This window comes from Ostreiculturibacter nitratireducens (assembly GCF_032670585.1).
GTDB classification, from domain to species: domain Bacteria; phylum Pseudomonadota; class Alphaproteobacteria; order Rhodobacterales; family Rhodobacteraceae; genus Ostreiculturibacter; species Ostreiculturibacter nitratireducens.
In genome coordinates this window covers 14,480-40,087 of sequence record NZ_JAVQHL010000003.1, presented here as the reverse complement: position 1 = coordinate 40,087, position 25,608 = coordinate 14,480, and the positions used below count along the sequence as shown (strand labels likewise).

The window sequence follows — 25,608 nt, the reverse complement described above, 5'->3', positions numbered from 1 at the left end:
ATTTTTGGGAAGCCACCCGAAGTCGGCGCCACCCGCGCCCCGCGCAAGAACCAATGAATGCTGGCCTTCCGACTGGACACCGCTGGTGGCCGCTGGACCCCGTGTGGAGTCCGGCCCGGCATCCGGAGTCCGGAAGCCACCGGCATCCACCCGACCGAGGAACCTTGCCCACGATGACGCTGAGCTTCGCCCCGGACGCGATCGAGACCTGGCCGCTGTCCCGCCTCCAGCCCTACGCGAAGAACGCGAAGGCCCATGGCGCAGACCAGGTCGCGAAGATCGCCGCCAGCATGGCCGAGTTCGGCTGGACCGTGCCGTGTCTCGTCGGCGAGGACGGCGAGCTGATCGCGGGACACGGGCGCGTGCTGGCCGCGACGCAGCTCGGGCTAACCGAGGCGCCGGTCATCGTGCTCGGGCATCTGACCGAAGCGCAGCGCCGGGCCTACCGCATCGCGGACAACAAGCTGACGGAACTCGGCACGTGGGACGAGGCGCTGCTGTCGGCGGAACTGAACGACCTTCTGGCCGAGGACTTCGACCTGTCGTTGGTTGGGTTTTCCGATGGCGAACTCGACAAGCTGCTGGCCTACGTCGCGGAAGACGACGGTGAAGAAGGTGGCGCCGGGGGCTCCGTGCCGCCGGTGACCATCCCCGAACCGCCGCGCAATCCTGCGTCGCGCACCGGCGATCTGTGGATCCTTGGCGATCACCGCCTGCTGTGCGGCGACAGCACCAGCGCTGCCGACGTGCGCCGTCTGATGAATGGCGAGCGGGCGATCCTGTTCGCGACCGACCCACCGTATCTCGTGGACTACGACGGCTCGAACCATCCGACCCGCAACAAGGACTGGTCGGCGTCCTACGGCACGACCTGGGACGACAGTTCGCAGGGCGCGGAACTTTACGACGGCTTCATCGCCGCCGCCGTGGCCGAGGCCATCGCCGAGGACGCCGCCTGGTACTGCTGGCACGCCTCACGCCGCCAGGCGATGCTGGAAACCTGCTGGGAAAAGGCGGGCGCCTTCGTCCATCAGCAGATCATCTGGGTGAAGGACCGGGGCGTCCTGACCCGCTCGCACTACCTCTGGAAACACGAGCCCTGCTTCATGGGCTGGCGCCGTCCGAACCGTCCGCCGAAGGTGGCCGAGCAGACGCTGCCCTCGACGTGGGAGATGCCATCCTTCGCGAAGGACGAGCGCCCGGACCACCCGACGCCGAAGCCGCTGGACGCCTTCGGCATCCCCATGCGGCAGCATGTGGCGCGGGGCGGGCTCTGCTACGAGCCGTTCTCGGGGTCCGGCTCGCAGATCATGGCGGGCGAGGTGAACGGCCGCCGTGTCTTCGCGATGGAAATCAGTCCGGCATATGTCGATGTCGCCGTCGAACGCTGGCAGGCCGAGACGGGACATGAGGCGATACTCGATGGCGACGGTCGTAGCTTCGCCGAGGTGAAAGTCGAGCGGCTTAGCCAATCCGCAACCGACGAGGAAGCGGCCGCATGAAGCAGAGCCGAGCTATGTCACTGGTCGAAGCGATCGCCAACGTAGCTGTCGGCTACAGCGTCGCGGTCGTCACGCAGATAATGGTCTTTCCAGTTTTCGGCCTGCACACGACGCTGGAGCAGAACCTGAAGATGGGCGCGGTTTTCACTCTGGTGAGCGTCGTGCGGTCTTTTGTGCTGCGGCGGTTTTTTGAGGCCATCCGGATCAGAGCGACGGAGCCGCCGCTCATACGGCGGCGGCTTCCTTATAGACGGGACTTTAGTAGTGTGGCGGATCGCAATCAGCGCTCGATACGATAGACCCGTCCGCGTCCCTGGACCTTCTCCGAGGTCACTTCGAGCCCGAGTTTCTTCTTCAGCGCCCCTGCCATCGCGCCGCGCACCGTGTGCGACTGCCAGCCCGTCGCGGCCATGATCTCCTCGATGGTCGCGCCGTCCGGCGCGCGCAGCATGGCGATCAGCGTGGCCTGCTTGGTGCCCTCGCGCGGCGTGCGCGCCTTGGGCGCGGCCTTCGGTTCGGTGGGAGTGTCCGGCGCGGACTGCTCGGTCGGCGCGTCCGTCGCGCCCGCAGGCGCGGCGTTCGCGTCCTCGGTCTCGATGCCGATGGCGGTGAGGCCCGCTTCGGTGGCGACCAGCGTGACGCCGTGGCCATCGCCGGTCTCGCGCCAGACGGGTTCGCCATTGCGCATGTCCGCGTCGACCTCTTCGAGGAAGCCCTTGGCGAGCATCGCGCCGACCACCTTGGCGGCGGCGCCGCCGCGCAGGCTCTCGGGCAGCGGCAGGGCGATGTGCTCGGGCCGCTGGGCGGCGGCGCTGAGGATGATGGCTTGTGTATCGGAAAGCTTGGTCATGGGGTCGTCTCCGTATTCGGGCCCGCGTCATGCGGCGCCTTCTACGACCCCGAGCCGCGCAGGGCGCGCGGCAGGAGTTCTGGCTGGGCCGGAGATCAGCGGGCGTGTTCGCCCTCGCCGAAGGCGCTGTCGGTGATGCGCTTCAGGAGGCTGGCGTAGTGCTCGAGGGTGCCGACCATCGCCCAGCCCGCCTCGTCGGGGGCGCAGTTGAAATGGTCGTCGCTGAGTGCCTGCAGGCGGGCGAGCATCTCGTCTATCTCGGCTTTCTTGCCGATGAAGGCAGCGAGTGCTGCTTCCTTGTTCCGCCGGGCCTTCTCGGCGCGGAGTTCGTGGCGCGGGGTGGTGATCGGGTTCAGTCGGCTGGTCATCGTGGTGGCTCCGGGTGAGTTGCATCGTCCTTGTGGGATGGACGTTCGCTCTGTCTCGGAGGCTTATCAACTCGATAAGCACATGATCTTGAACGATAATCGGAGCTGTCGATGCAGGGCATGAGCGAGCGCCAGTACGCCGCCCATGTCGGGCTGTCGCGGGGCGCAATCCAGAAGGCGAAGACGGCCGAACGGCTGGTCCTTTATCCCGACGGCAGCATCAACGTGGCCGCCAGCGACGCCAGGCGTGCCGAGACGACCGACCCCTCCAAGACCCGCAAGCCGCCAGCGCCGAAGCTGAAGCCCGTTCCCGAGGCCGCAGTGGCCGCTGTCGGCGACACGCTGCGCGAGCAGGGGCTGGCGGTCCCGGCGGTTGGCGGCGGCACGACGTTTCTGCAGGCCAAGACGGCGAATGAGGTGCTGAAGGCGCAGGAGCGGCGCATCCGGCTCCAGAAGCTGAAGGGGGAGTTGATCGAGCGGGCGCGCGCGCTGGCGCTGGTTTTTCGGCTGGCGCGGGAGGAACGGGACGCATGGGTGACCTGGCCCGCGCGTGCGGCGGCGCTGATGGCGGCAGAGCTCTCGGCCTCGTCCAGCGACGCGACGGGCCAGCAGATCGCCGTGGAGCCAGCCGCGATGCAGAAGGTCCTGGAGAAACATGTACGCGCCCACCTCGACGAACTCGCCGAGGTCCGGCCCGACTTCCGGTGAGAGCGGCGATGGCCTGACGGACTTCGACGGCGCGGGAGAGATCCTGCGCGCCTGGGGCAACGGGCTGCGGCCCGACCCGGACCTGACCGTTTCGGAATGGGCGGACCGGCACCGGATGCTCTCCGGCCGCGCCTCGGCCGAACCGGGGCGATATCGCACGGTGCGCACGCCCTATATGCGCGAGATCATGGACCGGCTGTCGCCCGGCGATCCCTCGCAGCGGATCGTGTTCATGAAGGCGGCGCAGGTCGGCGCGACAGAGGCCGGTAACAACTGGATCGGGTTCGCGATCCACCAGGCGCCGGGGCCGATGCTGGCCGTCCAGCCGACGGTGGAACTGGCCAAGCGCAACTCGCGCCAGCGGATCGACCCACTGATCGACGAAAGCTCGGAACTGCGGGAGCGGGTGAAGCCCGCGCGCTCGCGCGATGCGGGCAACACCATGCTGTCGAAGGAGTTCGCGGGCGGCATCCTGATCATGACGGGTGCCAACTCCGCGGTGGGGCTACGCTCGACCCCGGCACGCTACATCTTCCTCGACGAGGTCGACGCCTATCCAGCGTCCGCTGACGAGGAAGGCGACCCGGTGACATTGGCCGAGGCGCGGTCGCTGACCTTCGCCCATCGGCGCAAGGTGTTCCTGGTCTCGACGCCGACGATCCGGGGCCTGAGCCGGATCGAGCGCGAATACGAGGCGAGCGACCAGCGCCGGTTCTTCGTGCCGTGCCCGCATTGCGGCGCGATGCAATGGCTGAAGTTCGACCGCCTGCGCTGGCAGAAAGGCCGCCCGGAGACGGCGGAATATCACTGCGAGGGCTGCGACGCGGCAATCGCGGAGCACCACAAGACGGCCATGCTGGAGGGTGGCGAATGGCGGGCGACCGCCACGGCCGCCGATCCGACCACGGTCGGGTATCACCTCTCGGCGCTCTACTCGCCGATCGGCTGGTTGAGCTGGGAGCGGATCGTGCGGGCATGGGACGCGGCGCAGGGGTCTGACGAGGCGATCAAGGCGTTCCGCAACACGATCCTCGGCGAGACATGGGTCGAAACCGGCGAAGCGCCCGACTGGCAGCGGCTCTACGACCGCCGAGAGCGCTGGACATCCGGCACGGTGCCTGCGGGCGGGCTGTTCCTGACGGCCGGGGCCGACGTTCAGAAGGACCGCATCGAGGTCGACGTCTGGGCCTGGGGCCGCGGACTTGAGTCTTGGCTCGTCGATCACGTCGTGATCGAAGGCGGGCCGGATCGGCACGACGCATGGTCGGAGCTGACCGCGCTGCTCGACCGGTCCTGGCCGCATGAACGCGGCGCGCATCTGCGTATCGCAAGGCTCGCCATCGACACCGGCTACGAGGCCCCGGCGGTCTATGCCTGGTCGCGGGCGCAGGGGTTCGCGCAGGTGTCGCCGGTGAAGGGCGTCGAGGGCTTCAACCGCTCGAGCCCGGTGTCGGGGCCGACCTTCGTCGACGCAACCGAGGGCGGCAAACGCCTCCGGCGCGGGGCGCGGCTCTGGACCGTGGCGGTATCGACCTTCAAGGCCGAAACCTACCGCTTCCTGCGGCTGGCGCGCCCGACCGATGAGGAGATGGCTGACGGGGCGGCGTTCCCGCCCGGCTCGGTGCATCTGCCGCATTGGGTCGAAAACGAATGGCTGAAGCAGTTCGTCGCCGAGCAACTGGTGACGGTGCGCACGAAGCGCGGCTTCGCCCGGCTGGAATGGCAGAAGCTGCGCGAGCGAAACGAGGCGCTGGACTGCCGGGTCTATGCCCGCGCCGCCGCCTGGATCGCGGGCGCGGACCGATGGTCTGAGGCGAAATGGCGCGACCTCGAGGATCAGCTCGGGGCGGCTTCCACCGACAGCGATCCCGCCGGGCAGATCAACCGGCCGGGACAGGCCCCGCAGGGCAAGCGCCGCTCCGACTGGCTCGGGGGGCGCGGAGGATGGTTCTGAACATGACCGACTGGACGGAAACCGAACTCTCGGCGCTGCGCCGCGCCTACGCCAGCGGCACCACCCGCGTCAGCTATGACGGCAAATCGGTAGACTACGGCTCGGCGGAAGATCTGCTCGCCCGTATCCGGACCATCGAGCGCGCCATCGCGGGCACCACCCGACCGCTGCCGGTGGCCGGGCTCGCTGGCTTCTCGCGCGGGGACCGGTGATGTCGGCGAACTGGTTTGATCACGCCATCGCCACGGTGGCGCCGCGCATGGCGGCCCGCCGCGTGATGGCGCGGCAGGCTTTCGAGACCCTGACGCGGGGCTATGACGGGGCCGCGCGCGGGCGGCGGACGGAAGGGTGGCGCGCGCCGGGATCCTCGGCCGACACCGAGATCGGCGTCGCCGGGGCGCTGCTGCGCGACCGGATGCGAGATCTCGTGCGGAACAACCCGCATGCGGCCAAGGCCGTCGCGGTGCTGGTGAACAACATCATCGGCGCGGGCATCATGCCCCGCGCCGCCAGCGGCGACGACACGCTCGACCGGAAGGTCGACGCCCTCTTCGAGCGCTGGACGGCGGAGTGCGATGCCGACGGCCAGCTCGACTTCTACGGTCTGCAGACGCTGATCTGCCGCGAGATGGTCGAAGCGGGCGAGGTTCTGGTGCGCCGCCGTTTGCGGCGGGCGAGCGATGGCCTTCCGGTGCCGCTGCAATTGCAGGTTCTGGAAGCCGACTTCCTCGACGCCACGAAATCCGGCGCCCTTGGCGCGGGCCGTCTTGTGCAGGGGATCGAGTTCGACCCGGTCGGCAAGCGACGGGCCTACTGGCTCCACGCCGAACATCCCGGCGACGCCTATGGCGCCTTGCAGAACGGCTTGCAGAGCCGCCCGGTCCCCGCGACCGAAATCGCCCATGTCTACGAGAAGCAGCGCACGCAGGCGCGTGGCGTCCCCTGGGGCGCGCCGGTGATCCGCAGCTTGCGCGATCTCGACGATTACGAGGTGGCGGAATTGGTCCGCAAGAAGACTGAGGCCTGCGTCACCGCCATCGTCTTCGGAGATGACGAGGCGCAGCAGGGCATCGCGCCCTCGGTGGTCGATGCCGATGGCAACCGGGTCGAGCAGTTCGAGCCGGGGCTGATCGCCTATGCCCGCGGCGGCAAGGACATCCGGTTCAACCAGCCGTCGGCCACCGGTGGTTACGGCGAATACAAGCGCGCGAGCCTGCACACAATCGCGGCCGGGTTCCGGGTGCCTTACGAGCTGCTGACCGGCGATCTCAGCCAGGTCAACTATTCCTCGATCCGGGCGGGGCTCGTGGAATTCCGTCGCCAGATCGACGCCGTCCAATGGCAACTGTTCATCCCGATGTTATGCGCCCCGGTTTGGCGGTGGTTCACCGAGGCCGCTTGGGCGGCGGGGCAGATCCCGTCGCCCATCGTGCCGGTCGAATGGTCGCCGCCGAAGTTCGAGGCGGTCGATCCGCAGAAAGATGCGATGGCGAACCTGCTGTCGATCCGCTCGGGTACCATGACGTTGGCCGAGGTGATCGCCCGGCAGGGCCGCAACCCCGATGCGGTGCTGGCCGAGATCGCCGCCACCAACGCCAAGCTCGACGCGCTGGGGCTGGTGCTCGACAGCGATCCGCGCCGCGTGACCAAGACCGGCAGCGCGCAGACCAGCGATCCAGCCACCGATCCGGATGCTAACGAACCTGCCGACGACCCCTCCACCGACGCGGAAACCGATACGGCGCAGGCCGACCAACAGGACTGACCTTCATGGACACGATGATCGAAATGCCGGCCATGCGCCGGTCGGCGGAGCTTGCGCCGAACACGGCCGATGCCGACAGCCGCACCGTCGAGGTGGTCTGGTCGGCAGGCGCGCGCGTCCGCCGCGCCACCTTCTTCGGCGAGCCCTATGACGAGGAACTGAGCCTTGATCCCGCCCATGTCCGGCTCGACCGGCTGAACGCGGGCGCGCCGTTCCTGAAGGTGCACGAGCTCGACACGCTCGACGCGGTGATCGGCTCGGTCGTGCCGGGGTCGGCGCGGATCGAGAACGGGCGCGGCATCGCGCTGGTGCGTATCAGCGAGCGCGCCGATGTCGAACCGATCTGGCGCGACATCCAGGCCGGGCACATCCGGGCGGTCTCGATCGGCTACCAGGTCCACCGCTTCGAGGTCTCGAAGCCGGAGGCCGCCCGCGAGCTTTGGCGCGCGGTGGACTGGACCCCTTTCGAGGTCTCCGCCGTCGCGGTCGGCGCCGATCCCGCCGCGGGCTTCCGCTCCCAGCATCCCCTTCACGACTGCGTCCTCCACCGCCGGGACGCCCCTTCCACCACGAAAGGACCGATCCCGATGACGGACAAGACCGAAGCCCCGGCGCGCGAGGCCGCAACCCCCGCCACCACCCAGCCGACCGAGCCGGTCGAAACCGAGGACACCCCCATGACCGAGCCGAAAGCGGCTGCGCCCGAACCGAAGGTCGCCGCAGTCGAAACCCGCACCCAGCCGAAGCTTCAGAATACCGATGCCCCGGCGGCGCCCGACACCGAAGCGGTCGCCACCCGCGCACGCGAGGCCGAGCGCGACCGCGTCTCCACCATCTACGATCTGGCAGGGCGGCTGAACCTCGATCGCGGCTTCGCCGAGGATCTGGTCAAGCGCGGCGTCAGCGTCGACGAGTCCCGCCGCCTGATCCTCGACCAGGTCGCTGCCAAGTCGGACGAGACCCGGACCTTCCCCCATGTCTCCGTCCCGCTGGGCGGCCGGGACGAGCGCATCACCCGCCGCGATGCGGTGGCGAATGCACTGCTGCACCGCTACAGCCCGACGCTGTTCCAGCTGGAAGACGCGGCGCGCCAGTATCGCGGCATGACCCTGCTGGAGCTCGCCCGCGAAAGCCTCGGCAATGCCGGGGTCAACACCCGTGGCCTGTCGCGTGACGAGGTGGCGACGCGCGCGCTGCACTCGACCTCGGACTTCCCCGAGATCCTGTCGGCCGTCACCAACAAGACCCTGCGCCAGGCCTACGAGGCCTATCCCCGCACCTTCATGCTGTTCTGCCGCCAGGTGCTCGCCACCGACTTCAAGGCGATGCACCGGGTGCAGCTCGGCGAAGCGCCGCAGCTTCTGGAAGTGGACGAGAGCGGCGAGTTCAAGCGCGGCACGCTGGGCGAGAGCAAGGAGAGCTACAAGGTCAAGACCTATGGCCGGGTGGTCGCGATCACCCGCCAGACACTGATCAACGACGATCTGGATGCCTTCACCCGGATCCCGGCGATGTACGGCAACTCCATCGCCCAGCTGGAGAGTGATGTGGTCTGGGGCATCATCACCGCCAACCCGGCCATGGCCGACGGCAACGCGCTGTTCCACACCACGCACAAGAACCTCGCGGGCACCGGCGCGGCGCTCGACGTGAGCAGCGTGGGCGCTGCGCGGGCTGCGATGGCCAAGCAGACCGGTCTCGACAAGAAGACGGTGCTGAACGTCCGGCCCGCCTTCCTGATCGTTCCCGCCTCGCTCGAACTGAAGGCCGAGCAGCTGGTCGCCCAGAACCTGGTGCCCGCCGCGACGTCCAGCGTCGTGCCGCAGTCTATCCGCACGCTGGCGCCGATCAGCGAGCCGCGCCTCGACGCCGCCAGCGAGACCGCCTGGTATCTGGCGGCCAGTCCGAACCAGATCGACACCATCGAGTACGCCTATCTCGAGGGCCAGCAGGGCGCCTACATCGAGACGCGCAACGGCTTCGACGTCGACGGCGTCGAGATCAAGTGCCGCCTCGACTTCGGCGCCAAGGCCATCGACTGGCGCGGTCTCTACAAGAACCCGGGCGCGTAACCTGCACCCCAAGCTGAAGCCTGACACTCGGGCGGTCCTCATGGGCCGTCCTTCGTCTTTCCACGAGGATCCCCATCATGAAAACCTACGTCCAGCCCGGCAACACAATCACCCTGACCGCGCCCTATGCCGTCGCCTCCGGCGATGGCCTGCTCGTCGGCTCTATCTTCGGCATTGCCGCCGGGGATGCCGCAGTCGGCGAGCCCGTCGAGACCGCGCTCCTCGGCGTGTTCGACATCACCAAGGTCGGCTCACAGGCCTGGACCGTCGGCGCGAAGGTCTATTGGGACGACACCAACAAGCGCTGCACCACGGTCGCCACCGACAACACCCTCATCGGTGTGGCAACCGAGGCCGTGGCCAGCGGCGCGGGCGACACCATCGGCCGGGTCCGCCTGAACGCAACCTTCTGATGAGCGCCTTCGCCGCCGCCGTGGGCGCGCTCTTCGCCGATCCGAACGTCGGCCGGGACGCGGTCTATATCGCCGACGGCGGCGCGCCCATGCTTGTGCGTGCCGTTGTCCGGCATGCGGACGCGGTTACCGACTTCGGCGATGCCCGGCTCTGGTCGGAAACAACCCGGATCGACCTGCGCGTAACAGAGGTGGCGAACCCGCGTCCCGGCGACCGCATCGAGATCGACGGGGATGCCTTCCTCATCCAGGGCGAGCCTGTCCGCGACCGCGAGCGGCTCGTTTGGACCGTGGATCTGAGGCCTGTGTGAAACTGAAGCTCGACATCGATCCCGACATCGTCGCGATGATGGCGGCCGAGGTCACGGCGGGCGAACGCGCTGTGACCGCCGCGATGCGCGAGGCCGGTACCGGCTTGAAGTCGGCTTGGCGATTGCAGATCACCGGCGCGGGGCTCGGCACACGGCTCGCCAATTCGATCCGGAGCCAGAACTTCCCGAGGTCGGGCGAAAGCCTCGACGCCGCGGCACTGGTCTGGTCCAAGGCCCCGGTCATCATCGGCGCGCACGACACCGGCCCGCTGATCCGCTCAAAGAACGGGTTCTGGCTGGCGATCCCGCTGCCCGCGGCGGGCAAGTCCCTGCGCGGCGGCAGGATCACCCCCGGTGAATGGGAACGGCGACGCGGTCTGCGCCTGCGCTTCGTCTATCGCCGGACGGGACCCAGCCTGCTGGTGGCAGAGGGACGGCTGAACACGAAGGGCCAGGCGGTGGTGTCGCGCTCGAAGACCGGGCGCGGCAAGGTCACCGCGCCGATCTTCCTGCTGGTTCCGCAGGTCAAACTGCCGAAGCGGCTGGACCTGGCGCGGGATGCAGAACGGGCGTTGGACCGCGTGCCGGGGCTGATCGTCGCGAACTGGGTTCAATTATAAACGTCGTCGCGGTTCTCCAGGTATGCGCCCACGACCCATATGAAGCTTTGGATGTCGATCCTGTCTCTAGGCCGCAACTCACTCAGGACTTCGCTTGTTCTATCGACGAGGTCGAGGAGGCTTGAATACACTTCAAACTTGAGCCCAGCCTCGTAAATTGACGCGAACGGATGTCCGACCCGGGCGGCGTAGTCTTTGGACACCTCGGGCTTCAAGAACATGTGCCGCTCAGGTTGCCAAAGGTAGGGAAGATAGGTCGCAACTGTCCATTTCGCCGAGTCATATGGCTTGAGCGCTGCCTCAAGGCGAGCAAGCGTGTTCTTGTTTGCGTCCTTGGTGAATCCAGCTATCGACTGGACTATCTTGTCGGCATCAGGCCCTCGGAGAGCATCCTGCAGCCTGGTCTTCTCAAATGGTGAGAGCATGTTGGTGGCTCGATAGACAGAGAGAACCGCCTCCCCATAACCTGAGCCGATCAATGCCTTTTCGAGCGGCGCAGCCTCGTCCAACTTTCGCTTAGCAGCGACCTTGTAATCGCGCTCCTGACTTGCGTATCCGTCTGAGTGAAAGCCATTGGGAAAGAACTTCAGAAAGCGGCTCTTGGCTCCTGCATACCCGAAATACCGCGGATCAGACTTACCTGCCTCATCGTGTAGTTGTTGCCACACGCGATCGGGATCATCGCCCTCCGCACAAATCTTACCGTCAGAAAGGCCATAGAATTTCCCATCTTTCTCGGCAAGACGCAGAGCGTGCTTCCCGAGCTTTGCCTGCCGAACAGTCCTAGCGACCGCCATCTCGCACTCCGCACAACGAAATCGTCGTGAAATGATAGACGCGGCGCCATCGATACAGAAAGCCCAAAGCGCCCGCGTCGCACGGTGAACGTTAGGTCCGTACAGTAGATATGCCCAGCCCTCGTGAAAACATCCTCGCCGCGCTGCACGCGCGGATTTCGGCGCTGCCCGCCACGGCCCTGCGCGGCGAGGTGCTGCCCGAGCGCGTTCCGGCCGAGGGGCTGCTGATCCTGCGCGACGGCGAGCCGGGCGAACCGGAGGTAACGCTGTCACCCCTGCGGTACCACTACCAGCATCGGGCCGAGATCGAGGCGGTCGTGCAGGGCACCGACCGTGACGCTGCCTTCGACACGCTGACCGCCAGCATCGGCTCGGCGCTCGCCGCCGACCGCACGCTGGGCGGGCTCTGCGACTGGGTTGAGGCGGAAGCGCCGAGGGCGGTCGATCTGCCAGTCGAGGGCGCGGCGAGCCTGAAGGCCGCCGTGATCCCGGTGGTGCTGCACTATTCCACGGCCGACCCGCTCGGCTGATCCCACCGACAACAGGAGAACACTATGGCACGAGCCCAGGGGGCGCGGGCGCAGATGGCGCTTGCGTTCGAGACCACGTATGGCCTGCCGCCCGCCAGCGGCTTCACCCGAATGCCCTTCGCCAGCACGTCGCTCGGCGCGGAGCAGCCGCTCCTGAACTCCGAGCTTCTCGGCTACGGCCGCGACCCGCTGGCGCCGATCAAGGACGCTGTCACGGCGGACGGCGATGTCGTCGTGCCGCTTGACGCCGAGGCCTTCGGTTTCTGGCTGAAAGCGGCCTTCGGCGCACCGACGACCACGGGCACCGGCCCTTGGACGCACGAATTCCAGTCGGGCGCCTGGACGCTGCCGAGCCTTTCCATCGAGACCGGTATGCCGGAGTTGCCGCGCTACGCCATGTATTCCGGCTGCGTGCTCGACCAGATCACCTGGCAGATGCAGCGATCCGGGCTGCTTACGGCCACGGCGCGACTGGTGGCGCAGGGCGAGACGGTGGGTACGACCACCAGCGCCGGGACGCCTGCCGCGCTGGAGCTTAAGCGCTTCGGTCATTTCAACGGGTCGATCACGCGGAACGGCTCGGCCCTCGGCAACGTGGTCTCCGCCGACATCACCTATGCCAACAACCTCGACCGGATCGAAACCATTCGTTCTGACGGCCGCATCGATGGCGCGGACCCGTCCATCGCCGCGTTGACGGGATCCATCGAAGTTCGGTTCGCCGACAGCACGCTGGTGACGCAGGCGATCAACGGCGATCCCTGCGAGCTCGAGTTCGCCTACGTCTTGCCCTCGGGTGAAAGCTTCACCTTCACCGTGCACGCCGTCTACCTGCCGCGCCCGCGCATCGAGATTTCCGGGCCGCAGGGCGTGCAGGCCACCTTCGACTGGCAGGCCGCCCGCGACAGCGTGGTCGGGCGGATGTGCACCGCCACCCTCGTGAACGATGTGGAGACCTTCTGATGCTGACGCTCGACCTGACCAATGCGCCCCGCTGGCATGACCTCGCGCCCGGCGTCCGGGTGCAACTCCGCCCGCTGACCACCGCGCTGATGGTGGCGACGCGCAGCGATCCCGCCGTCGAGGAGGTGCCCGAGGAGGCTTCCGACGAGGAACGCGCCGTCGCCTTCGCCAAGGCGCTGGCCCGACGCGCGGTGCTCGCCTGGGAGGGCATTGGAGATGCGGACGGCAATGCGATCGACCCGAGCCCCGAGGCCATCGACGCGCTCCTCGATGTCTGGCCGATCTTCGAAGCCTTCCAGCTGACCTACGTCTCCAAGGGTCTGCTGCTGGAACAGGAAAAAAACGCCTCCGCGCTCTCGCCGAATGGTCCTTCAGCGGGGGCGACCGATACTGCGACGCCTGCCAAACGGCGTGCGAAGACTGCCCGGCGCGGCTAAACCGACCGCTGACCCATGAGGGTTGGCAGGTCTGGGACCTGGTCGGCCGCCTCGGCGGCCAACTCCGGGTTCTGCCCGGCGCGGTGGTCGGCTGGGACATGTCGGCTGCGCTGGCGCTCGGTGACGCGCTCGGCGTGCCGGCGCTCGCCATGGCTGAACTGCTGCCCGTCATCGAGGCGGTGATGGTGGCCAAACTCAACGAACAGATGGAACGCCCCAATGGCTGAAAAACGCGTCAGCGTCCGCCTTTCGGCGGTCGGCGGTCGGCAGGTGCGCGCCGAACTGGAAGGCGTCGGCGAAGCCGGTGCCCGAGGCTTCGGACGGCTCAGCCGGGAAATGGAAGCGGCGAACGCAAGGCTCGCGGCCTTCTCTCGGCGGGTCCGCGTGGCCGCCGCAGCCGCCATAGCCGCAGCCGCCGCTGCTGGCGTGGCGATGATCCGCTCCGGCCTGCAGACCGTCGATGCGCAGGCCAAGCTCGCGCAGTCGCTCGGCACCACCGTTGCTTCTATCCAGACGCTGGAGCGCGCGGGCGAGCTGGCGGGCGTGTCGATGTCCGGCATCGAGCAGGCGACGAAGGATCTGACGCGCCGGCTCAGCCAGGCGGCCGCCGGAACCGGCCCCGCCGCCGACGCTCTGGACCGGCTGGGGCTTTCCGCCACCGACCTGATCGCGCTGCCGCTGGACCAGCGGGTTGGCGCCATAAACGCCGCCATCGAGAAATTCGTGCCCGCCGCCGAACGCGCGGCCGTAGCGGGTCAGCTTTTCGGCGAGGAAGGCTCCATCGCCATGTCGCGCATCGACACTGCGACGCTCCGCCAGGCGACCGAGGACGTGCTTGACTTCGGTGTCGTCGTCTCCGAGCAGGACGCGGACCAGATCGAGCGGACGAACGACGCAATCTCGCGCCTCGGCCTCATCTGGCGCGGGCTTTCGAACCAGCTGGCCGTTGCTGCAGCACCGGCGCTCGAAGCGGTCGCGGACGCAATGGCGGTGCTCGCCAGCCGCACCGGCCCTCTGGGCAACGCCATCCGTGGGCTCTTCGACAACATCGCTCGGATGGCGACCTATGCGGCGACATTCGCGGCCTTCCTGGCCGGCCGCTGGGTCGCGGGTCTTGCCGCTGCTGCACTCTCGGTGCGCGGTCTTGCGACGGCGCTGGTCGTCCTGCGCGGCGCGGTGATCCGGACCGGCATCGGCGCGCTCATCGTCGGTGCGGGCGAACTGATCTACCAGTTCACCCGCCTCGTCTCGGGCGCGGGCGGGTTCGGGAATGCGATGGCACTCCTTGGCGATCTCGCCAGCGAGGTCTGGGACCGGATCGGCATGGGTGCCGCGAGCGTCGGGGCCTCGGCCAGGGCAGCCTTCGCCGACATCCAGGCCTCCGCGGCGTCTGCCATGCAGGGCGCGCTCGAGGCCGTGGTCGGCTTCGCGAATGCCGCCGTGAACAGCTTTGAGGGCGCGTTCGAGGCGATCAGGGCCGTCTGGGGTCTGCTTCCCGCCGCCATTGGCGATCTCGCGTTCCAGGCCGCGAACAGCCTGATCGAGGGCGTCGAGGCGATGCTGAATGGCGTCGTCACCCGGATCAACGGTTTCATCGAGGGCGTGAATGCCGGGCTGGAAGCGCTCGGCGTCGAGCGCCGGATCGGGGTCATCGCCGAGCTCGATCTCGGCCGCCTCGAGAACCGCTTCGCCGGCGCCGCAACGCAAGCCGCCACGGCCGCACGCGATGCCTTCGCCTCGGCCTTCTCTGACAACCCACTCGCCGTTCCCGATCTCGGACTGACGGCGGCCGCCACCGACGCCGCGGCCTCGGCCGAGGCTTGGCGTCAGACGGCCGCCACGCTGGCCGACGGCGCGCTTCAGCCGCTTGCCGCACTCGATGCCCTGCGCGCCGCCGTCAGCAGCACCGGCACGGAGGCCGAGACGGCGCTCGATGGTGCGACGGTCGCTGCCGGGCGCTTCAACGCCGCGCTGTCCGGTGAGGACGGAGCGGGACCGGCCGCCGCGCTCGACGAGACCGCCGAGGCGGCAGGGCGCACGGGCGGCGCCATGCAGACGGCGGCCGATGTCGCGCGCCAATCCTGGGATGCGGCCCGCGCTGCCGTGGAACGGACGCAGGAGATCGCGAAGGGACTGGCAGAAGACATCACCGGCCCGATCAAGGAGGCGCTGAAGTCGGGCGAGCTCAGTTGGCAGACCTTCGCGGGCGCCGTGGCGGGGATCGCACGCAATCTTGCGAACCGCCTCATCGACCAGGCCTTCAAGCCGATCGAGGACGCGCTCTTCCGTGCCTTCTCCGGCGCGGGCACCGGCGGCGGTGGTGGTCTTTTCGGCTGGATCGGCAGCGCCATCGGCGGGCTCTTCGGCATCGGTGGCTTTGCAAGGGGCGGGGCTTTCGCTCAGGCCGGCGAGATCACGGCCTTCGCCCGCGGCGGCGTGGTCAATCGGCCGACAGTCTTTCCCTTCGCGCGGGGGATCGGTCTCATGGGCGAGGCTGGACCTGAGGCGATCCTGCCCCTGCGCCGTGGTCCGGGCGGGCGGCTCGGTGTCGAGACGACTAGCGGTGGTCCGGCGCCCCAGCCTGCGACCCGCATCGTCAACGTTCTGGATCCGTCGATCGTCGGGGACTATCTCGCGACGCCTGCGGGCGAGCGGCTCATCGTCAACGTGATCCGTCGCAACCGGGGAGGTCTCGATGCCTGAGTGGCTCTGGCCCTTCGCGGCGCAGACGCCGATCACGGAAGTGCTCGAGTGGTCGACCGACGTCCTGGTGACCGAGGCCGCCGAACAGCGCATCGCGCTCCGCATTGGCCCAAGGTCCACACTGACCCTCTCGCATCTTCTCGATGCCGCAGGGCTTGCTGAAGCCACCGAACTCGGCCGGGACGGACCGCTCGACGACTGGATCCTGCCGCTCTGGCATCTGGCGCGGCCGGCGACGGCACAGATCGATGCGGCTGACCTGACGGTCTTCGTCGACACGACCGACGGCGCTTTCGATGGGGCGGCGCAGGCCATCATCGCTGCCGATGGTGGCAGGGCGCATCCGGTCGAGATTGCTGCCGTGCTGCCCGACCGGCTGGAGCTTGCTGCGTCGGCGGGCGTCAGTCTCGCGCACGCCATCGTGGCCCCGGTCGGCAGTGCCTTTTTCGCGCGGCCCGTCGAGATCGACCGCCGCCGTCAGGGCCTCGGGACGGTCACTGCGAGCTTCACGCTCCGGCTCGGCGACGGCAGCGCTGCTGCCAGTCCTTATCCCCAGCACCAGGGGCTCGACGTGCTGACCGATCCGGCCGTCCTGCGCCAGCCGCTCGCAGAGACGCTTGGCCAGACCGTGGAAGCCATCGACAACGGCTTCGGGCCCATCGTGCTCGAGCCCGTCCTCACCCACGTCCAGCGCCGATCGACCATCACGCTGATCGACCGTGGGCCGGCGCGGCTGACCCGGCGGCGCTGGCTGCTCTCCCTGCGCGGGCGCCAGTGCGCCTTCTGGCTGCCGACCTGGGGTCGGGAACTGGTGCTGCAGGCAGCCGTCACGACTGGCGCGGCGTCCATCGTCGTCGCGCCGCTCGCTGATCCCTCCATCTGGATCGGACGACACCTGATGATCGACCACCCGACCGGGCCGATCTTCCGCGAGATCACAGCCGCCGCCTGGGACGCGCTCGGGATCCGGCTCTCGATCGCCGCCCCCGGCAAGAGCATCGCCCTCGGCACGCCGATCCATCTGTTGATGAAGGTCCGTTCGGATGCCGACCGGATCGAACTCACGCACGGGCCGAACCGGACCGAACTGGGCTTGCCGCTGATCGAGACGCCCTAATGACCTACGATCTTGCCGAGACATCGACCGCCGAGGGGCGGCCGTATTTCCTCTATCTCTTCGCGGAAGGGGGCAGCGCCTGGCGCTTCACCAGCCGCGCGAGCGCCTGGACCTCGTCTGCGGGCGTCATCGGCGACGAGACCGAGGATCTGGTCTGGGAAACCTCGGCCTTGAGCCACGGCTCCGTCGTCCAGAGCAGCGATCCGCGCCGGGTGGATCTCTCGGTGACCTTCCCGCTCTCCGATCCCTTCGCCCGCCGGTATCTTGGGCCCCGCGGCCGCTCGGTGACGACCCTCACCATCTTCCGCGGCCACGAACAGGTCCCGGACGAGGTGGTCGCGCACTGGAAGGGCCGCATCGTCTCGGCGCGCGTCGAGGGGCGGCGGATCACGCTCCGGGCGGAATCGCTCTTCACCTCGATGCGGCGCGAGGGCGTGCGGGCGAAGTACCAGCGGCTCTGCCGCCACGCGCTCTATTCCCGCGGCTGCCGCCTCGATATCGAGACATTCTTCGTGGGCGGCACCGCGACCACGCGCTCAGGCCTCGAGATCACCGTCGCCGAGGCCGCGCTCCTGCCGGACGGCTGGTTCCGCGGCGGCGTCCTGCGCCACGCGGGGCTTCTCGGCTTCATCACTGGCCATGTCGGGGACAGGCTGACGCTCGCGGGACGCATGCCCGAGCTCGAGGCCGCCATCGACGATTCGGAGACGGTCGCCCTCATCGACATGGCACCCGGCTGCGATCTCCGCCGTGACACCTGCGCCGCCAAGTTCGGCAATCTCCTGAACTTCGGGGGTTTTCCCGACATCCCCGGCCGCAATCCCTTCGGCGGCACCAGCATCGTCTGAGGGCAGCTCAGCCGAGATAACGGGAGGTGTTTTCCGTGTTGAAGTTCCGCCAGGCCGTTTGGGTCCTGGCCCATTCGTGAAGATGAGCTTCCAACCGCTTGCGAAGCAGGTCGTCGGCCAATGCAGGATCGGAAGAGATGACGAAGGCCTCGAGTCCGTCTGCGCCATACTGGCGCGCATAGTCCGGGAGAATGCCCCGACGGTTGATGTTGCGGTCAGTCCCGTCCTTCATCGCGCGATACCACTGTAGCGCACCCCTGTGTCGGCTGAGGATGTTCTTCGATTGACCGATGCGGATGCCTCGCACGGGCCAGAGCACTTCAACGTAGACGCCGGCGCAGCGCGGCAAGTCCTGACTGTGGCCCTTTCGCCAGTCCATGTTCAGAGGAAGGCCGAGGAATGTCGGCTGTTGGCCCGACAGCGTGTGGTCAATCTCAAGCATGCAACTTCTCAACGTGTCGTGTCGACGCCAACTCGCGCGAAAGGAACGGACGCCCTGACGCAATCCTGGACTGACTTCGTTATCCCGTAGCCGGGCTTCCTGCCCAGAATGTGACCCGGATCGGTCACGGCCCAGAACCAAAACCACCGCGCGCGCCGGCGCGACCGCCACCATCCTCGAGAACACCGCCCATGGTCTGGAACTTCGTTGTCCAGATCGTCGCCAGCCTCGTGCTGACGGCGATCAGCTATGCGCTTTCCCCGAAGCCGAAGACCGAGGCGCCGAAGGCGGCGGGGCTCGACGATTTCGACCTTCCGACCGCCGAGGAAGGCCGACCGATCCCGGTCGTCTTCGGCACCGTGCTGCTGCGCGGCCCGAACGTCGTCTGGGCCGGGGATCTCAAGGTCGACCCGATCCGCAAGAAGGGGGGCAAGAAGTGAGCGAGACCCTCATCGTCCGCGCCGAGGACATCCGCGCGGCCCGGCTCTGCTTCCAGGGGGCGCGTCCCTGGTTCCGCCGCCACGGGCTCGACTGGCAGGCTTTCCTCGCCGAAGGATTGCACGCCGAGGTGCTGGCCGCCACCGGCGACGCGCTGGCGCTGCGCGTGATCGCCGAGGCCGAGAAGCGCGCCGCTCGGACCGAGATCGAGGCCTGACATGGGCGGTCGCTCCAAGTCCCAGACGGTCGGCTACAAGTATTCCCTCGGGGCGCATCTCGCGCTCTGCCACGGGCCCGTCGATGCGATCCGCGAGATCCGGGTCGACGACCGCACCGCCTGGTCGATCGGCACCGGCCAGAGTAGCGCCGCGGGCACCGGCGTCGGCGCGCTCGCAAGCTACGGCACCGTCGCGGCCATGTCCGCCACCGCCGCGGGTGTCGGCGACAGCGTGGCCGAGGTGACCGTCCCGGGCACGCTCGCCGGGATCCGCCTCGGCGCGAGCTACGACCTGAAGCTCGGCACTGACAACACGACCCGCACGGTCACCGTACAAGCCGTGAGCTACGATGGCGGGACCGGCACCACGACCTGGCTTGTCGAGCCCGCCGCCACTGCCTTCGCTGGGCAGTCCGTCACCGTCACCGACGCCGCGAGCCTGCCGAGCCTCAGCGGAGGGGCCGCAGGCGGTCGGATCCGGATCAACAAGCCGAACCTCTTCGGCGGCGAGAGCCGCGAGGGCGGCATCGTCGGCGACATCGACGTCCTGATGGGCGGGACCACGCAGGGCCAGAACGACTATCTCGCCGCACAGACGGGGTCGAACGTGCCGGGCTATCGCGGCATCTGCTCGCTCATCTTGCGGCAGGTCTATCTCGGCCTCAATCCCTATCTGAAGCCATGGGCCGTCCGGCTGACCCGCATCCTGCGCGCCGAGGACGGTAACGCGCAGTGGTATCCCGAGAAGGCGCAGATCGTGCCCGAGGTCCGGATCGGGGACGCTGCGATCTACATCGCCATGGACACCTCGGGCTCCATGTCCGGCAGCCGTATGGCCGCCCAGCGGACGGCCGTCTCGCGCCTAATTGCCGAGATCGGCGCGAACGCCCTCGAGCCGAACGACATCCAGGTCGTCACCTGGAACTCGACCGTCTCGGGCACCATCCTGCGCCGCAACGCCGATGCCGCGGCCTATGGCGAGCTCAAGGACTGGGTCGACGCGCTGCCGACCACGGTGAGCGGGGGCACGGATTTCGGGGCGGCGGTGAGCCAGGCAGGCGCCTTCTTCAATGGTGCTGGCGGCAAGCGGCGGATCCTGATCTTCGTGACCGACGGCGAGCCGAGCCCGGCTGGAAGCCTCGAGGCCGCCAAGGCGACGCTCGCGGGCCTCTCGGAGGTCGACGTCTTCGCCTTCAACATCGCGCTCTCGGACACGAGCGCCACCAGCCAGATCGACAACACGCCCGTCGACGGCGTGCCGGTCGTGCCCGCGGGCGATCCCGACGTGCTCGTCGCCTCGCTCCGTGCGGCCTTCGGCGAGGGCCCGGACATGAACCCGGCCCATATCATCCGCGAATGCCTGACGAACCGCGACTGGGGCCTCGGGCATGGCTTCACCGATATCGGCCCGAGCTTCGCCACAGCCGCCGATGTGCTCTTTGCCGAAGGTTTCGGGCTCTCACTCCTTTGGCAGCAGGAATCGACGATCGAGGACTTCATCGCCGACGTGCTGAAGCACATCGACGCCTACCTCTATGTCGACCGCCGCTCGGGCCGCTGGGAACTGAAGCTCATCCGGGCCGACTACGATCTAGAGACGCTGCCGATCTTCGACGAGACCAACGTCGTTGACTGGGGCGAGCTTGGGCGCCGCGAGGCCGCCGATCTGGTGAACTCGGTCACCGTGAAGTTCTCGGACGCAAGGACGGACCAGACCGGATCGGTCAGCGTCACCGACACCGCGCTCGTCCAGGACCTCGGCCAGGTCGTCAGCGCGACGGTCGACTATCCGGGGATCCGCTACGAGTCGCTCGCCGTCCGCGTGGCCGAGCGCGATCTGCGCGCCCTCTCGGTGCCGATCCTGTCGGGCGAGATCACTGTCACCCGGGTGGGCGCCGATCTCGATCCGGGCGACGTGATCCGGCTCGCGAGCCCGCGCCGCGGTCTCGAGGGCGTCGCGGTCCGCATCGTCGAGATCGACCACGGCGACGGGCGCGCGAACGGCGTCCGGCTTCGCATCGCGGAGGACGTCTTCGGTCTCGGTGAGACGGCTCTCGTTGGCGGCGAGACCGGCGATCCCGGGCGGCTCATCCTGCCGCCGAAGCCGCTCGCGCGCCGCTGGGTGACGGAAGCGCCATACTGGCTCCTCGTCCAGGAGCTGGGTCACGCGCAGGCCGACGCACTGCTCGACGAGGATCCGGACGCGGGCGCGCTCGTTGCTGCCGGCGAGCGCCCCTCGGCCGATGCGCTCTCGGTGCAGGTCTGGACCGACAGCGGCGCCGGCTACGCGCTCGAGGCGGGCGTCGAGTTCGTGCCGACGGCGCTCCTGACTGCGGATGTTTCAGACGATCCGGCCGAGCGGGTGCTGCCGGTCGGCAGCTGGACGGGGCTCACGGACGTCACGATCGGAACGCTCGCCGCGATCGGGGACGAACTCGTCCGGATCGACGGGGTGAGTGCCACGACCCTGACGGTCGGACGGGGCTGTCTCGACACCGTGCCAAAGGTCCATCCCGCGGGCACGCCGGTGATCTGCTGGCAGCTCTTGGCCAACGCGAGCGAGGCGCGCTTCGCGACGGGAGAGACGGTCGCGGTCCGCATGCTGCCGGAGACGGGGTTCGGGACGCTGCCGCTCAGCCAGGCGCCGGAGGACGAGGTCACGCTGGCCTCGCGCGCGATCCGGCCTCTGCCGCCGGGCGACCTCCGCGGCAACGGCGTTTCGGTCGTGAACCCGAACGTCCTGAACCTCGGGCCGGTGCTCCTGACATGGGCCCATCGCGACCGGCTCCTGCAGACGAGCGTCGCCATCGACGCCTATGACGCAGGCGACATCGGGCCCGAACCGGGTGTCACCTACGTCCTCGAGATCCGCTGGGTCGATCCGGACTCGGATGTTGTCGTCGAACCACCCGCGGCCATCATTGATGTGGGCAGCACCAACAGCTTCACGCTCACGAAGGAGGATGTGCCGATCCTTTCGGCGCCGACGGGCACGAAGCATTTCGAGGTGCGAGTGCAGGCGCGGCGTGTCGCGGGAAGCGCGACCTACGAGGCCTGGCAGGCGCGAGGGGTCCGGCTCTTCATGCCCGACGGCATCAAGGTCGCCGAAGCCAGCCTCTGGACCGAGTTCGGGGCGGAGGCCCGGCTGACTGTGCCCGAGACGGTCGTCTTCGTCGGCCTCGGCGATGCGGTCCAGCTGACCGTGGCCGACGTCGCGCTCTGGATCGGCTTTGGGGCCGATGCCCGGCTGAGCGTGGCGCGGGCCGATCTCTTCCACGAACAGGGCGGCGACGCACGTCTCACCGCCACCGACAGCGCACTCTATATCGAGGTGATCCCATGACGCATATCCTCCATCTCGGCCACCAGGTCACGGACCTCTCCGGGGTGACCGGGCTGATCAGCACGGACGCGGCGGGGTTCGATCCGGCCTATGACGTCAACGCGATCAAGATCACCGCGAACAACGGTTCCTCGGTGCCCTTCACCGCGACATGGGCGGAACCGACGGGTGATGTCTGGATCGGGTTCCGCTACCGGGCGCCGTCGATCAACGCCCATGTCATCGCTCAGGACGGAATCTTCCTCGAGTTCTACGACTCCGCAAACCGGCAGATCGGCCTCGTGAGGACCGAACGGGACGACGAGAAGTACCGGGCGATGGCCGTCGGCGACACCAGCGTCGACGGGGCATCATCCTTTGTCGCCGCCACGAACCAGGCCTACTGGATCGACGTGAAGATTGCCGTCGGCGCCGACATCACCATCGAGTTCCATGTCGACGGCGTGCTCCACAGCAGCGCCACGGCCGCCAACACTGGCGGCAAGGGCCGGCCAGTCCGCTGCGTGTGGCGCAATCTCCAGCTCTTCGACTACTATGCCACCGCGATCTGGTACTACGCCCATATCGCCGTGCTCGACGGTGTCTCGACCATCGGCCGGCGCTTCGTGCGCCGCACCCCGGATCTGGTCGGGACCTACGACGCCTTCTCGGGAGGGATCGATGCGATCAAGGACGGCGACATCGCCACGCGGGCCGCGAGCGACATCGCGGGTCAGCGGCTGTCGTTCTCCCTCGCGGGGCCGACCGCTGCCGGGGCCACGACCATCGCGGGCGTGCACGTCAAGCAGCTGGCCCAGCTCGGCACCGCAGGCCCGACCGGGATCGCGGGCTTCCTGCGCATGGGCGGGGTTGACTACGACGCGACGCCCGGCACGCCCTCGGCGGACCTGCCGTCGCCGGTCTATTCGAGCTGGGACCTGAACCCCGCCGACAGCAGCCCCTGGACCGCAGCCACGCTGCCGGCGGAAGCGGGGATCGTCTCGTCATGACCCCGCCCCGAACCGACAAGGGCGACGTGAGGATGTCGGAGGCAGAGTTCCGAGCCTTCCTCTCCCAGGCCGCGGAAGAGGGCGCGAAGCGTGCGCTGGCCGACGCCGGGATCGAAGGCAAGGACGCCGCCCTCGACATCCGCGATCTCCGCTCGCTCCTCGACTGCATCCGCTTCGTCCGCCGCACCGCAGTGCAGACGGCGGTCCATCTCATCACCACCGGCATTATGCTCGCGCTTCTCGCGGGCATTGCGCTGAAGCTGAAGATCTTCGGCGGCAGTCCATAGCCGCTGCCGCTTCCCATTCATCAACCTGCCATGACCCGCCCTCGAGGCGGGTTTTTTCGTTTCTGGAGGATCCCCATGACCACGACCTTCTTCGACCATTGGCGCGACGTGCCCGAGAGCGCCTGGCGCTGGCCGAACTTCAGCCCTGCCGAGATCGCCTGCCGCGGCACAGGCAAGCTGCTGATCAACGAGCCGGCGCTCGACAAGCTGCAGGCACTGCGCGACCGGCTGGGCAAGCCCCTGATCGTCCGCTCCGCCTATCGCAGCCCCGAGCACAATCGCGCCGTCGGCGGCGCCAAACGCTCGAAGCACATGGAGGGCGCTGCCTTCGACATCGCCATGTCGAACCACGACCCTGTGGCGTTCGAAACAGCGGCGCGGGAGGTCGGGTTCCTCGGTTTCGGCTTCTACCCGCGCTCGGGTTTCATGCATGTCGACCTCGGCCCTGCGCGCCAATGGGGAGAGCGCTTCCCCATGCGGTCCGTGCCCTTTGCGGAAGAGACAGCTCCTGCACGTGAAGTGCTGGCTGAGAGCCGGACCATGAGGGCCGGTGGTGCAGCCGGAGTGGCGACGCTGGGCGCGGCCGGCGTGGAGGTGGCTCAGCAGATGCTGGCCGAGACGCAGAACGCCATTCTGCCATTGGTCCCGTATCTCGACACGCTGCGCTGGGTGTTCATCGCCGTGGCGCTCGGCGGGATCGCAGTCACGATCTACGCGCGGCTGGATGACTGGAAACGGGGACGGAGATGATCGGCGAGCTCCTCGCCGCACTCGCCGGCTCGGCATGGGCGCGCACGGCGCTCCGCTATGTCGTCACCGCCCTCGCGATCCTTCTGTTCCTGCTGGCCCTGCGCCGAGCCGGCGAGCGCGCAGGCCGGCTGGCCGAGCAGCTCGAGACCACGGAGAGAAGCCATAATGCGCAAAAACGGATGCTCGAGGCAGCGGCGCGTCGTCCTCGCGATCGCAGCGATCTCGCTGACCGGCTGCACAACGGTCGTTTCTGACGGCGGAGCATTGCGGGCATGTCCGCCGGTCGTCGCGTATGGCCGGGAATTCCAGGCGCGGGCGGCCGAGGAACTGGCCTTGCTGCCAGAGGGCTCGGCCATTTCGGACATGCTAGGCGACTATGCCGTGATGCGGGAGCAGGCTCGGGTTTGCCATGACCCATGATCCACGCAGGGCGCGCTTTAGTCTTGATCCTGAGCCGCCACGAAATCGGCTCCATCTTTAGTGAACAACACATCCGGTCCACGGGATTCCAGCTGCTCATCCAGCATGTCAAAGATGGTTTGTCCTCGGTCAACATCGACTGCGTCACGCAGTTCAGTGCCGTACGCACTCGCCACCATGGTCTCCAAATGATCCATGAACTCCAGTGTAAACATTCCAATGCAAGGTTCGAATAACCTAGATATGGTGTTCTTGTCGTAAATTGGATAGGCGGAATTCCACTTGGCCCCATAGAAACTGAGAATGAATATCTCAGTAGAAACGGGAGCCCATCCTTTGGACCTTGCATGCGCGCCAATCGAGACTTTTATTCTGCCCAGTCGCTGGTCAATTGCGCTGATTTTGTCGCCATCGAATGATCCATGACCACGTTTGCACTCAAAAACGAAAAGCTTGCCGGAATTGGTATTGAGTGCAAGGCAGTCGAGATGGGCCTTGCCTCCTGCGACTGGGATCTGTTCCTTCATGGCTTGCCAATGCGGCAGCTTATTGATTGCATAAATGAGCGCGCGCTCAATCAGTAAGCCGTGACGCTTCTTGATTCCGTCGATTTCAGAAACAAGCGAAGAAAGTCGAGGCGTCGCGGCAAAAAGCGGGTCGCATGGAATGGTCGCAGACTTCGCCTTCGCATCGGCAACGATCTTTGCCGCGTTCTTCTTCCACAGCAGTGCCTCCGCGTATGTCAGTCGCAAGCACATACGAGC

29 protein-coding genes are annotated in these 25,608 nt (G+C 67.8%); 24 read left to right on the top strand and 5 right to left on the bottom strand.

Translation table 11 applies throughout. The features are described from left to right. Nucleotides 1–173: 173 nt before the first annotated feature. The gene (locus ABCN56_RS14425) at nucleotides 174–1,502 is read left to right on the top strand and encodes a site-specific DNA-methyltransferase (protein ID WP_343081530.1); all 1,329 of its coding nucleotides are present in this window, start codon (nucleotides 174–176) and stop codon (nucleotides 1,500–1,502) included. Then, nucleotides 1,499–1,801 (top strand): DUF7220 family protein, encoded by a 303-nt coding sequence (locus ABCN56_RS14420; RefSeq protein WP_425466109.1) that lies wholly within the window; start codon nucleotides 1,499–1,501, stop codon nucleotides 1,799–1,801. The genes ABCN56_RS14425 and ABCN56_RS14420 overlap by 4 nt, the downstream gene beginning before the upstream one ends. Here the strand turns inward: ABCN56_RS14420 and ABCN56_RS14415 are convergent. Both ABCN56_RS14415 and ABCN56_RS14410 read right to left on the bottom strand, forming a co-directional pair. After that, a complete protein-coding gene (locus tag ABCN56_RS14415; protein WP_343081529.1) occupies nucleotides 1,783–2,352 on the bottom strand; it encodes a DUF3489 domain-containing protein in 570 nt (189 codons plus the stop codon). The genes ABCN56_RS14420 and ABCN56_RS14415 overlap by 19 nt on opposite strands. A 95-nt stretch (nucleotides 2,353–2,447) precedes the next feature. Beyond that, nucleotides 2,448–2,720, bottom strand: coding sequence for a hypothetical protein (locus ABCN56_RS14410; RefSeq protein WP_138579476.1), 273 nt, complete (start codon nucleotides 2,718–2,720; stop codon nucleotides 2,448–2,450). Between the two features lie 111 nt (nucleotides 2,721–2,831). On the opposite strand from ABCN56_RS14410, the gene ABCN56_RS14405 reads away from it, so the two are divergent. The 8 genes from ABCN56_RS14405 (at nucleotide 2,832) to ABCN56_RS14370 (ending at nucleotide 10,563) form a co-directional block, all read left to right on the top strand. Further along, nucleotides 2,832–3,428, top strand: coding sequence for a hypothetical protein (locus ABCN56_RS14405; RefSeq protein ID WP_343081528.1), 597 nt, complete (start codon nucleotides 2,832–2,834; stop codon nucleotides 3,426–3,428). Continuing rightward, nucleotides 3,376–5,382, top strand: a complete 2,007-nt coding sequence (locus ABCN56_RS14400; protein WP_343081527.1) for a phage terminase large subunit family protein — start codon at nucleotides 3,376–3,378, stop codon at nucleotides 5,380–5,382. The genes ABCN56_RS14405 and ABCN56_RS14400 overlap by 53 nt, the downstream gene beginning before the upstream one ends. A gap of 2 nt (nucleotides 5,383–5,384) precedes the next feature. Next, nucleotides 5,385–5,594, top strand: a complete 210-nt coding sequence (locus ABCN56_RS14395; protein WP_028030714.1) for a phage head-tail joining protein — start codon at nucleotides 5,385–5,387, stop codon at nucleotides 5,592–5,594. Then, nucleotides 5,594–7,147, top strand: a complete 1,554-nt coding sequence (locus tag ABCN56_RS14390; protein ID WP_343081526.1) for a phage portal protein — start codon at nucleotides 5,594–5,596, stop codon at nucleotides 7,145–7,147. Before ABCN56_RS14395 ends, ABCN56_RS14390 begins: the two co-directional genes overlap by 1 nt. A gap of 5 nt (nucleotides 7,148–7,152) precedes the next feature. Then, entirely contained in the window at nucleotides 7,153–9,219 is a 2,067-nt protein-coding gene (locus ABCN56_RS14385) for a prohead protease/major capsid protein fusion protein (protein ID WP_343081525.1), read from the top strand. Nucleotides 9,220–9,296: 77 nt separating this feature from the next. Continuing rightward, the gene (locus ABCN56_RS14380) at nucleotides 9,297–9,632 is read left to right on the top strand and encodes a DUF2190 family protein (RefSeq protein ID WP_343081524.1); all 336 of its coding nucleotides are present in this window, start codon (nucleotides 9,297–9,299) and stop codon (nucleotides 9,630–9,632) included. Beyond that, nucleotides 9,632–9,943 (top strand): head-tail joining protein, encoded by a 312-nt coding sequence (locus ABCN56_RS14375; RefSeq protein ID WP_343081523.1) that lies wholly within the window; start codon nucleotides 9,632–9,634, stop codon nucleotides 9,941–9,943. Before ABCN56_RS14380 ends, ABCN56_RS14375 begins: the two co-directional genes overlap by 1 nt. Continuing rightward, nucleotides 9,940–10,563 (top strand): DUF6441 family protein, encoded by a 624-nt coding sequence (locus ABCN56_RS14370; RefSeq protein WP_343081522.1) that lies wholly within the window; start codon nucleotides 9,940–9,942, stop codon nucleotides 10,561–10,563. Before ABCN56_RS14375 ends, ABCN56_RS14370 begins: the two co-directional genes overlap by 4 nt. Here the strand turns inward: ABCN56_RS14370 and ABCN56_RS14365 are convergent. Beyond that, nucleotides 10,554–11,360: a hypothetical protein gene (locus tag ABCN56_RS14365; protein WP_343081521.1), complete on the bottom strand. Its 807-nt coding sequence runs from the start codon at nucleotides 11,358–11,360 to the stop codon at nucleotides 10,554–10,556. The genes ABCN56_RS14370 and ABCN56_RS14365 overlap by 10 nt on opposite strands. 110 nt (nucleotides 11,361–11,470) lie before the next feature. On the opposite strand from ABCN56_RS14365, the gene ABCN56_RS14360 reads away from it, so the two are divergent. The 7 genes from ABCN56_RS14360 to ABCN56_RS14330 all read left to right on the top strand — a co-directional run bounded on the left by ABCN56_RS14360 (nucleotide 11,471) and on the right by ABCN56_RS14330 (nucleotide 17,958). Next, nucleotides 11,471–11,890 (top strand): acyl-CoA transferase, encoded by a 420-nt coding sequence (locus tag ABCN56_RS14360; protein WP_343081520.1) that lies wholly within the window; start codon nucleotides 11,471–11,473, stop codon nucleotides 11,888–11,890. A 24-nt stretch (nucleotides 11,891–11,914) separates the two neighbouring features. Further along, complete coding sequence (locus ABCN56_RS14355; RefSeq protein WP_343081519.1) at nucleotides 11,915–12,853, top strand: phage tail tube protein; 939 nt, start codon at nucleotides 11,915–11,917, stop codon at nucleotides 12,851–12,853. Beyond that, entirely contained in the window at nucleotides 12,853–13,290 is a 438-nt protein-coding gene (locus tag ABCN56_RS14350; RefSeq protein ID WP_343081518.1) for a hypothetical protein, read from the top strand. Before ABCN56_RS14355 ends, ABCN56_RS14350 begins: the two co-directional genes overlap by 1 nt. A 98-nt stretch (nucleotides 13,291–13,388) precedes the next feature. Next, entirely contained in the window at nucleotides 13,389–13,517 is a 129-nt protein-coding gene (locus ABCN56_RS14345; RefSeq protein ID WP_343081517.1) for a DUF7697 family protein, read from the top strand. Then, nucleotides 13,510–15,993 (top strand): phage tail tape measure protein, encoded by a 2,484-nt coding sequence (locus ABCN56_RS14340; protein ID WP_343081516.1) that lies wholly within the window; start codon nucleotides 13,510–13,512, stop codon nucleotides 15,991–15,993. Before ABCN56_RS14345 ends, ABCN56_RS14340 begins: the two co-directional genes overlap by 8 nt. Further along, nucleotides 15,986–17,110: a hypothetical protein gene (locus ABCN56_RS14335; RefSeq protein WP_343081515.1), complete on the top strand. Its 1,125-nt coding sequence runs from the start codon at nucleotides 15,986–15,988 to the stop codon at nucleotides 17,108–17,110. The genes ABCN56_RS14340 and ABCN56_RS14335 overlap by 8 nt, the downstream gene beginning before the upstream one ends. Next, the gene (locus ABCN56_RS14330; RefSeq protein WP_343081514.1) at nucleotides 17,110–17,958 is read left to right on the top strand and encodes a phage BR0599 family protein; all 849 of its coding nucleotides are present in this window, start codon (nucleotides 17,110–17,112) and stop codon (nucleotides 17,956–17,958) included. Before ABCN56_RS14335 ends, ABCN56_RS14330 begins: the two co-directional genes overlap by 1 nt. A 7-nt stretch (nucleotides 17,959–17,965) precedes the next feature. Here ABCN56_RS14330 and ABCN56_RS14325 read toward each other — a convergent pair whose 3' ends face one another. Further along, nucleotides 17,966–18,400 carry a hypothetical protein gene (locus ABCN56_RS14325; protein WP_343081513.1) on the bottom strand — a complete coding sequence of 145 codons (435 nt, stop codon included), beginning with the start codon at nucleotides 18,398–18,400 and terminating at the stop codon, nucleotides 17,966–17,968. 191 nt (nucleotides 18,401–18,591) lie between these two features. Between ABCN56_RS14325 and ABCN56_RS14320 the strand changes: the two genes are divergently transcribed. The 7 genes from ABCN56_RS14320 to ABCN56_RS14290 all read left to right on the top strand — a co-directional run bounded on the left by ABCN56_RS14320 (nucleotide 18,592) and on the right by ABCN56_RS14290 (nucleotide 24,678). Further along, nucleotides 18,592–18,840, top strand: coding sequence for a hypothetical protein (locus ABCN56_RS14320; protein WP_172321706.1), 249 nt, complete (start codon nucleotides 18,592–18,594; stop codon nucleotides 18,838–18,840). Next, nucleotides 18,837–19,055 (top strand): hypothetical protein, encoded by a 219-nt coding sequence (locus ABCN56_RS14315; RefSeq protein WP_343081512.1) that lies wholly within the window; start codon nucleotides 18,837–18,839, stop codon nucleotides 19,053–19,055. Before ABCN56_RS14320 ends, ABCN56_RS14315 begins: the two co-directional genes overlap by 4 nt. 1 nt (nucleotide 19,056) lies before the next feature. Beyond that, nucleotides 19,057–22,398 (top strand): phage tail protein, encoded by a 3,342-nt coding sequence (locus ABCN56_RS14310; RefSeq protein ID WP_343081511.1) that lies wholly within the window; start codon nucleotides 19,057–19,059, stop codon nucleotides 22,396–22,398. Next, a complete protein-coding gene (locus ABCN56_RS14305) occupies nucleotides 22,395–23,387 on the top strand; it encodes an FscB (protein WP_343081510.1) in 993 nt (330 codons plus the stop codon). Before ABCN56_RS14310 ends, ABCN56_RS14305 begins: the two co-directional genes overlap by 4 nt. Next, complete coding sequence (locus ABCN56_RS14300; protein WP_343081509.1) at nucleotides 23,384–23,674, top strand: DUF6127 family protein; 291 nt, start codon at nucleotides 23,384–23,386, stop codon at nucleotides 23,672–23,674. Before ABCN56_RS14305 ends, ABCN56_RS14300 begins: the two co-directional genes overlap by 4 nt. A 75-nt stretch (nucleotides 23,675–23,749) precedes the next feature. Further along, nucleotides 23,750–24,424 carry a YcbK family protein gene (locus ABCN56_RS14295; RefSeq protein WP_343081508.1) on the top strand — a complete coding sequence of 225 codons (675 nt, stop codon included), beginning with the start codon at nucleotides 23,750–23,752 and terminating at the stop codon, nucleotides 24,422–24,424. Then, on the top strand, nucleotides 24,421–24,678 hold the full coding sequence (locus tag ABCN56_RS14290; RefSeq protein ID WP_343081507.1) for a hypothetical protein: 258 nt from the start codon (nucleotides 24,421–24,423) through the stop codon (nucleotides 24,676–24,678). Before ABCN56_RS14295 ends, ABCN56_RS14290 begins: the two co-directional genes overlap by 4 nt. A 183-nt stretch (nucleotides 24,679–24,861) precedes the next feature. Here ABCN56_RS14290 and ABCN56_RS14285 read toward each other — a convergent pair whose 3' ends face one another. Beyond that, the gene (locus ABCN56_RS14285; protein WP_343081506.1) at nucleotides 24,862–25,596 is read right to left on the bottom strand and encodes a hypothetical protein; all 735 of its coding nucleotides are present in this window, start codon (nucleotides 25,594–25,596) and stop codon (nucleotides 24,862–24,864) included. Nucleotides 25,597–25,608: the final 12 nt, after the last annotated feature.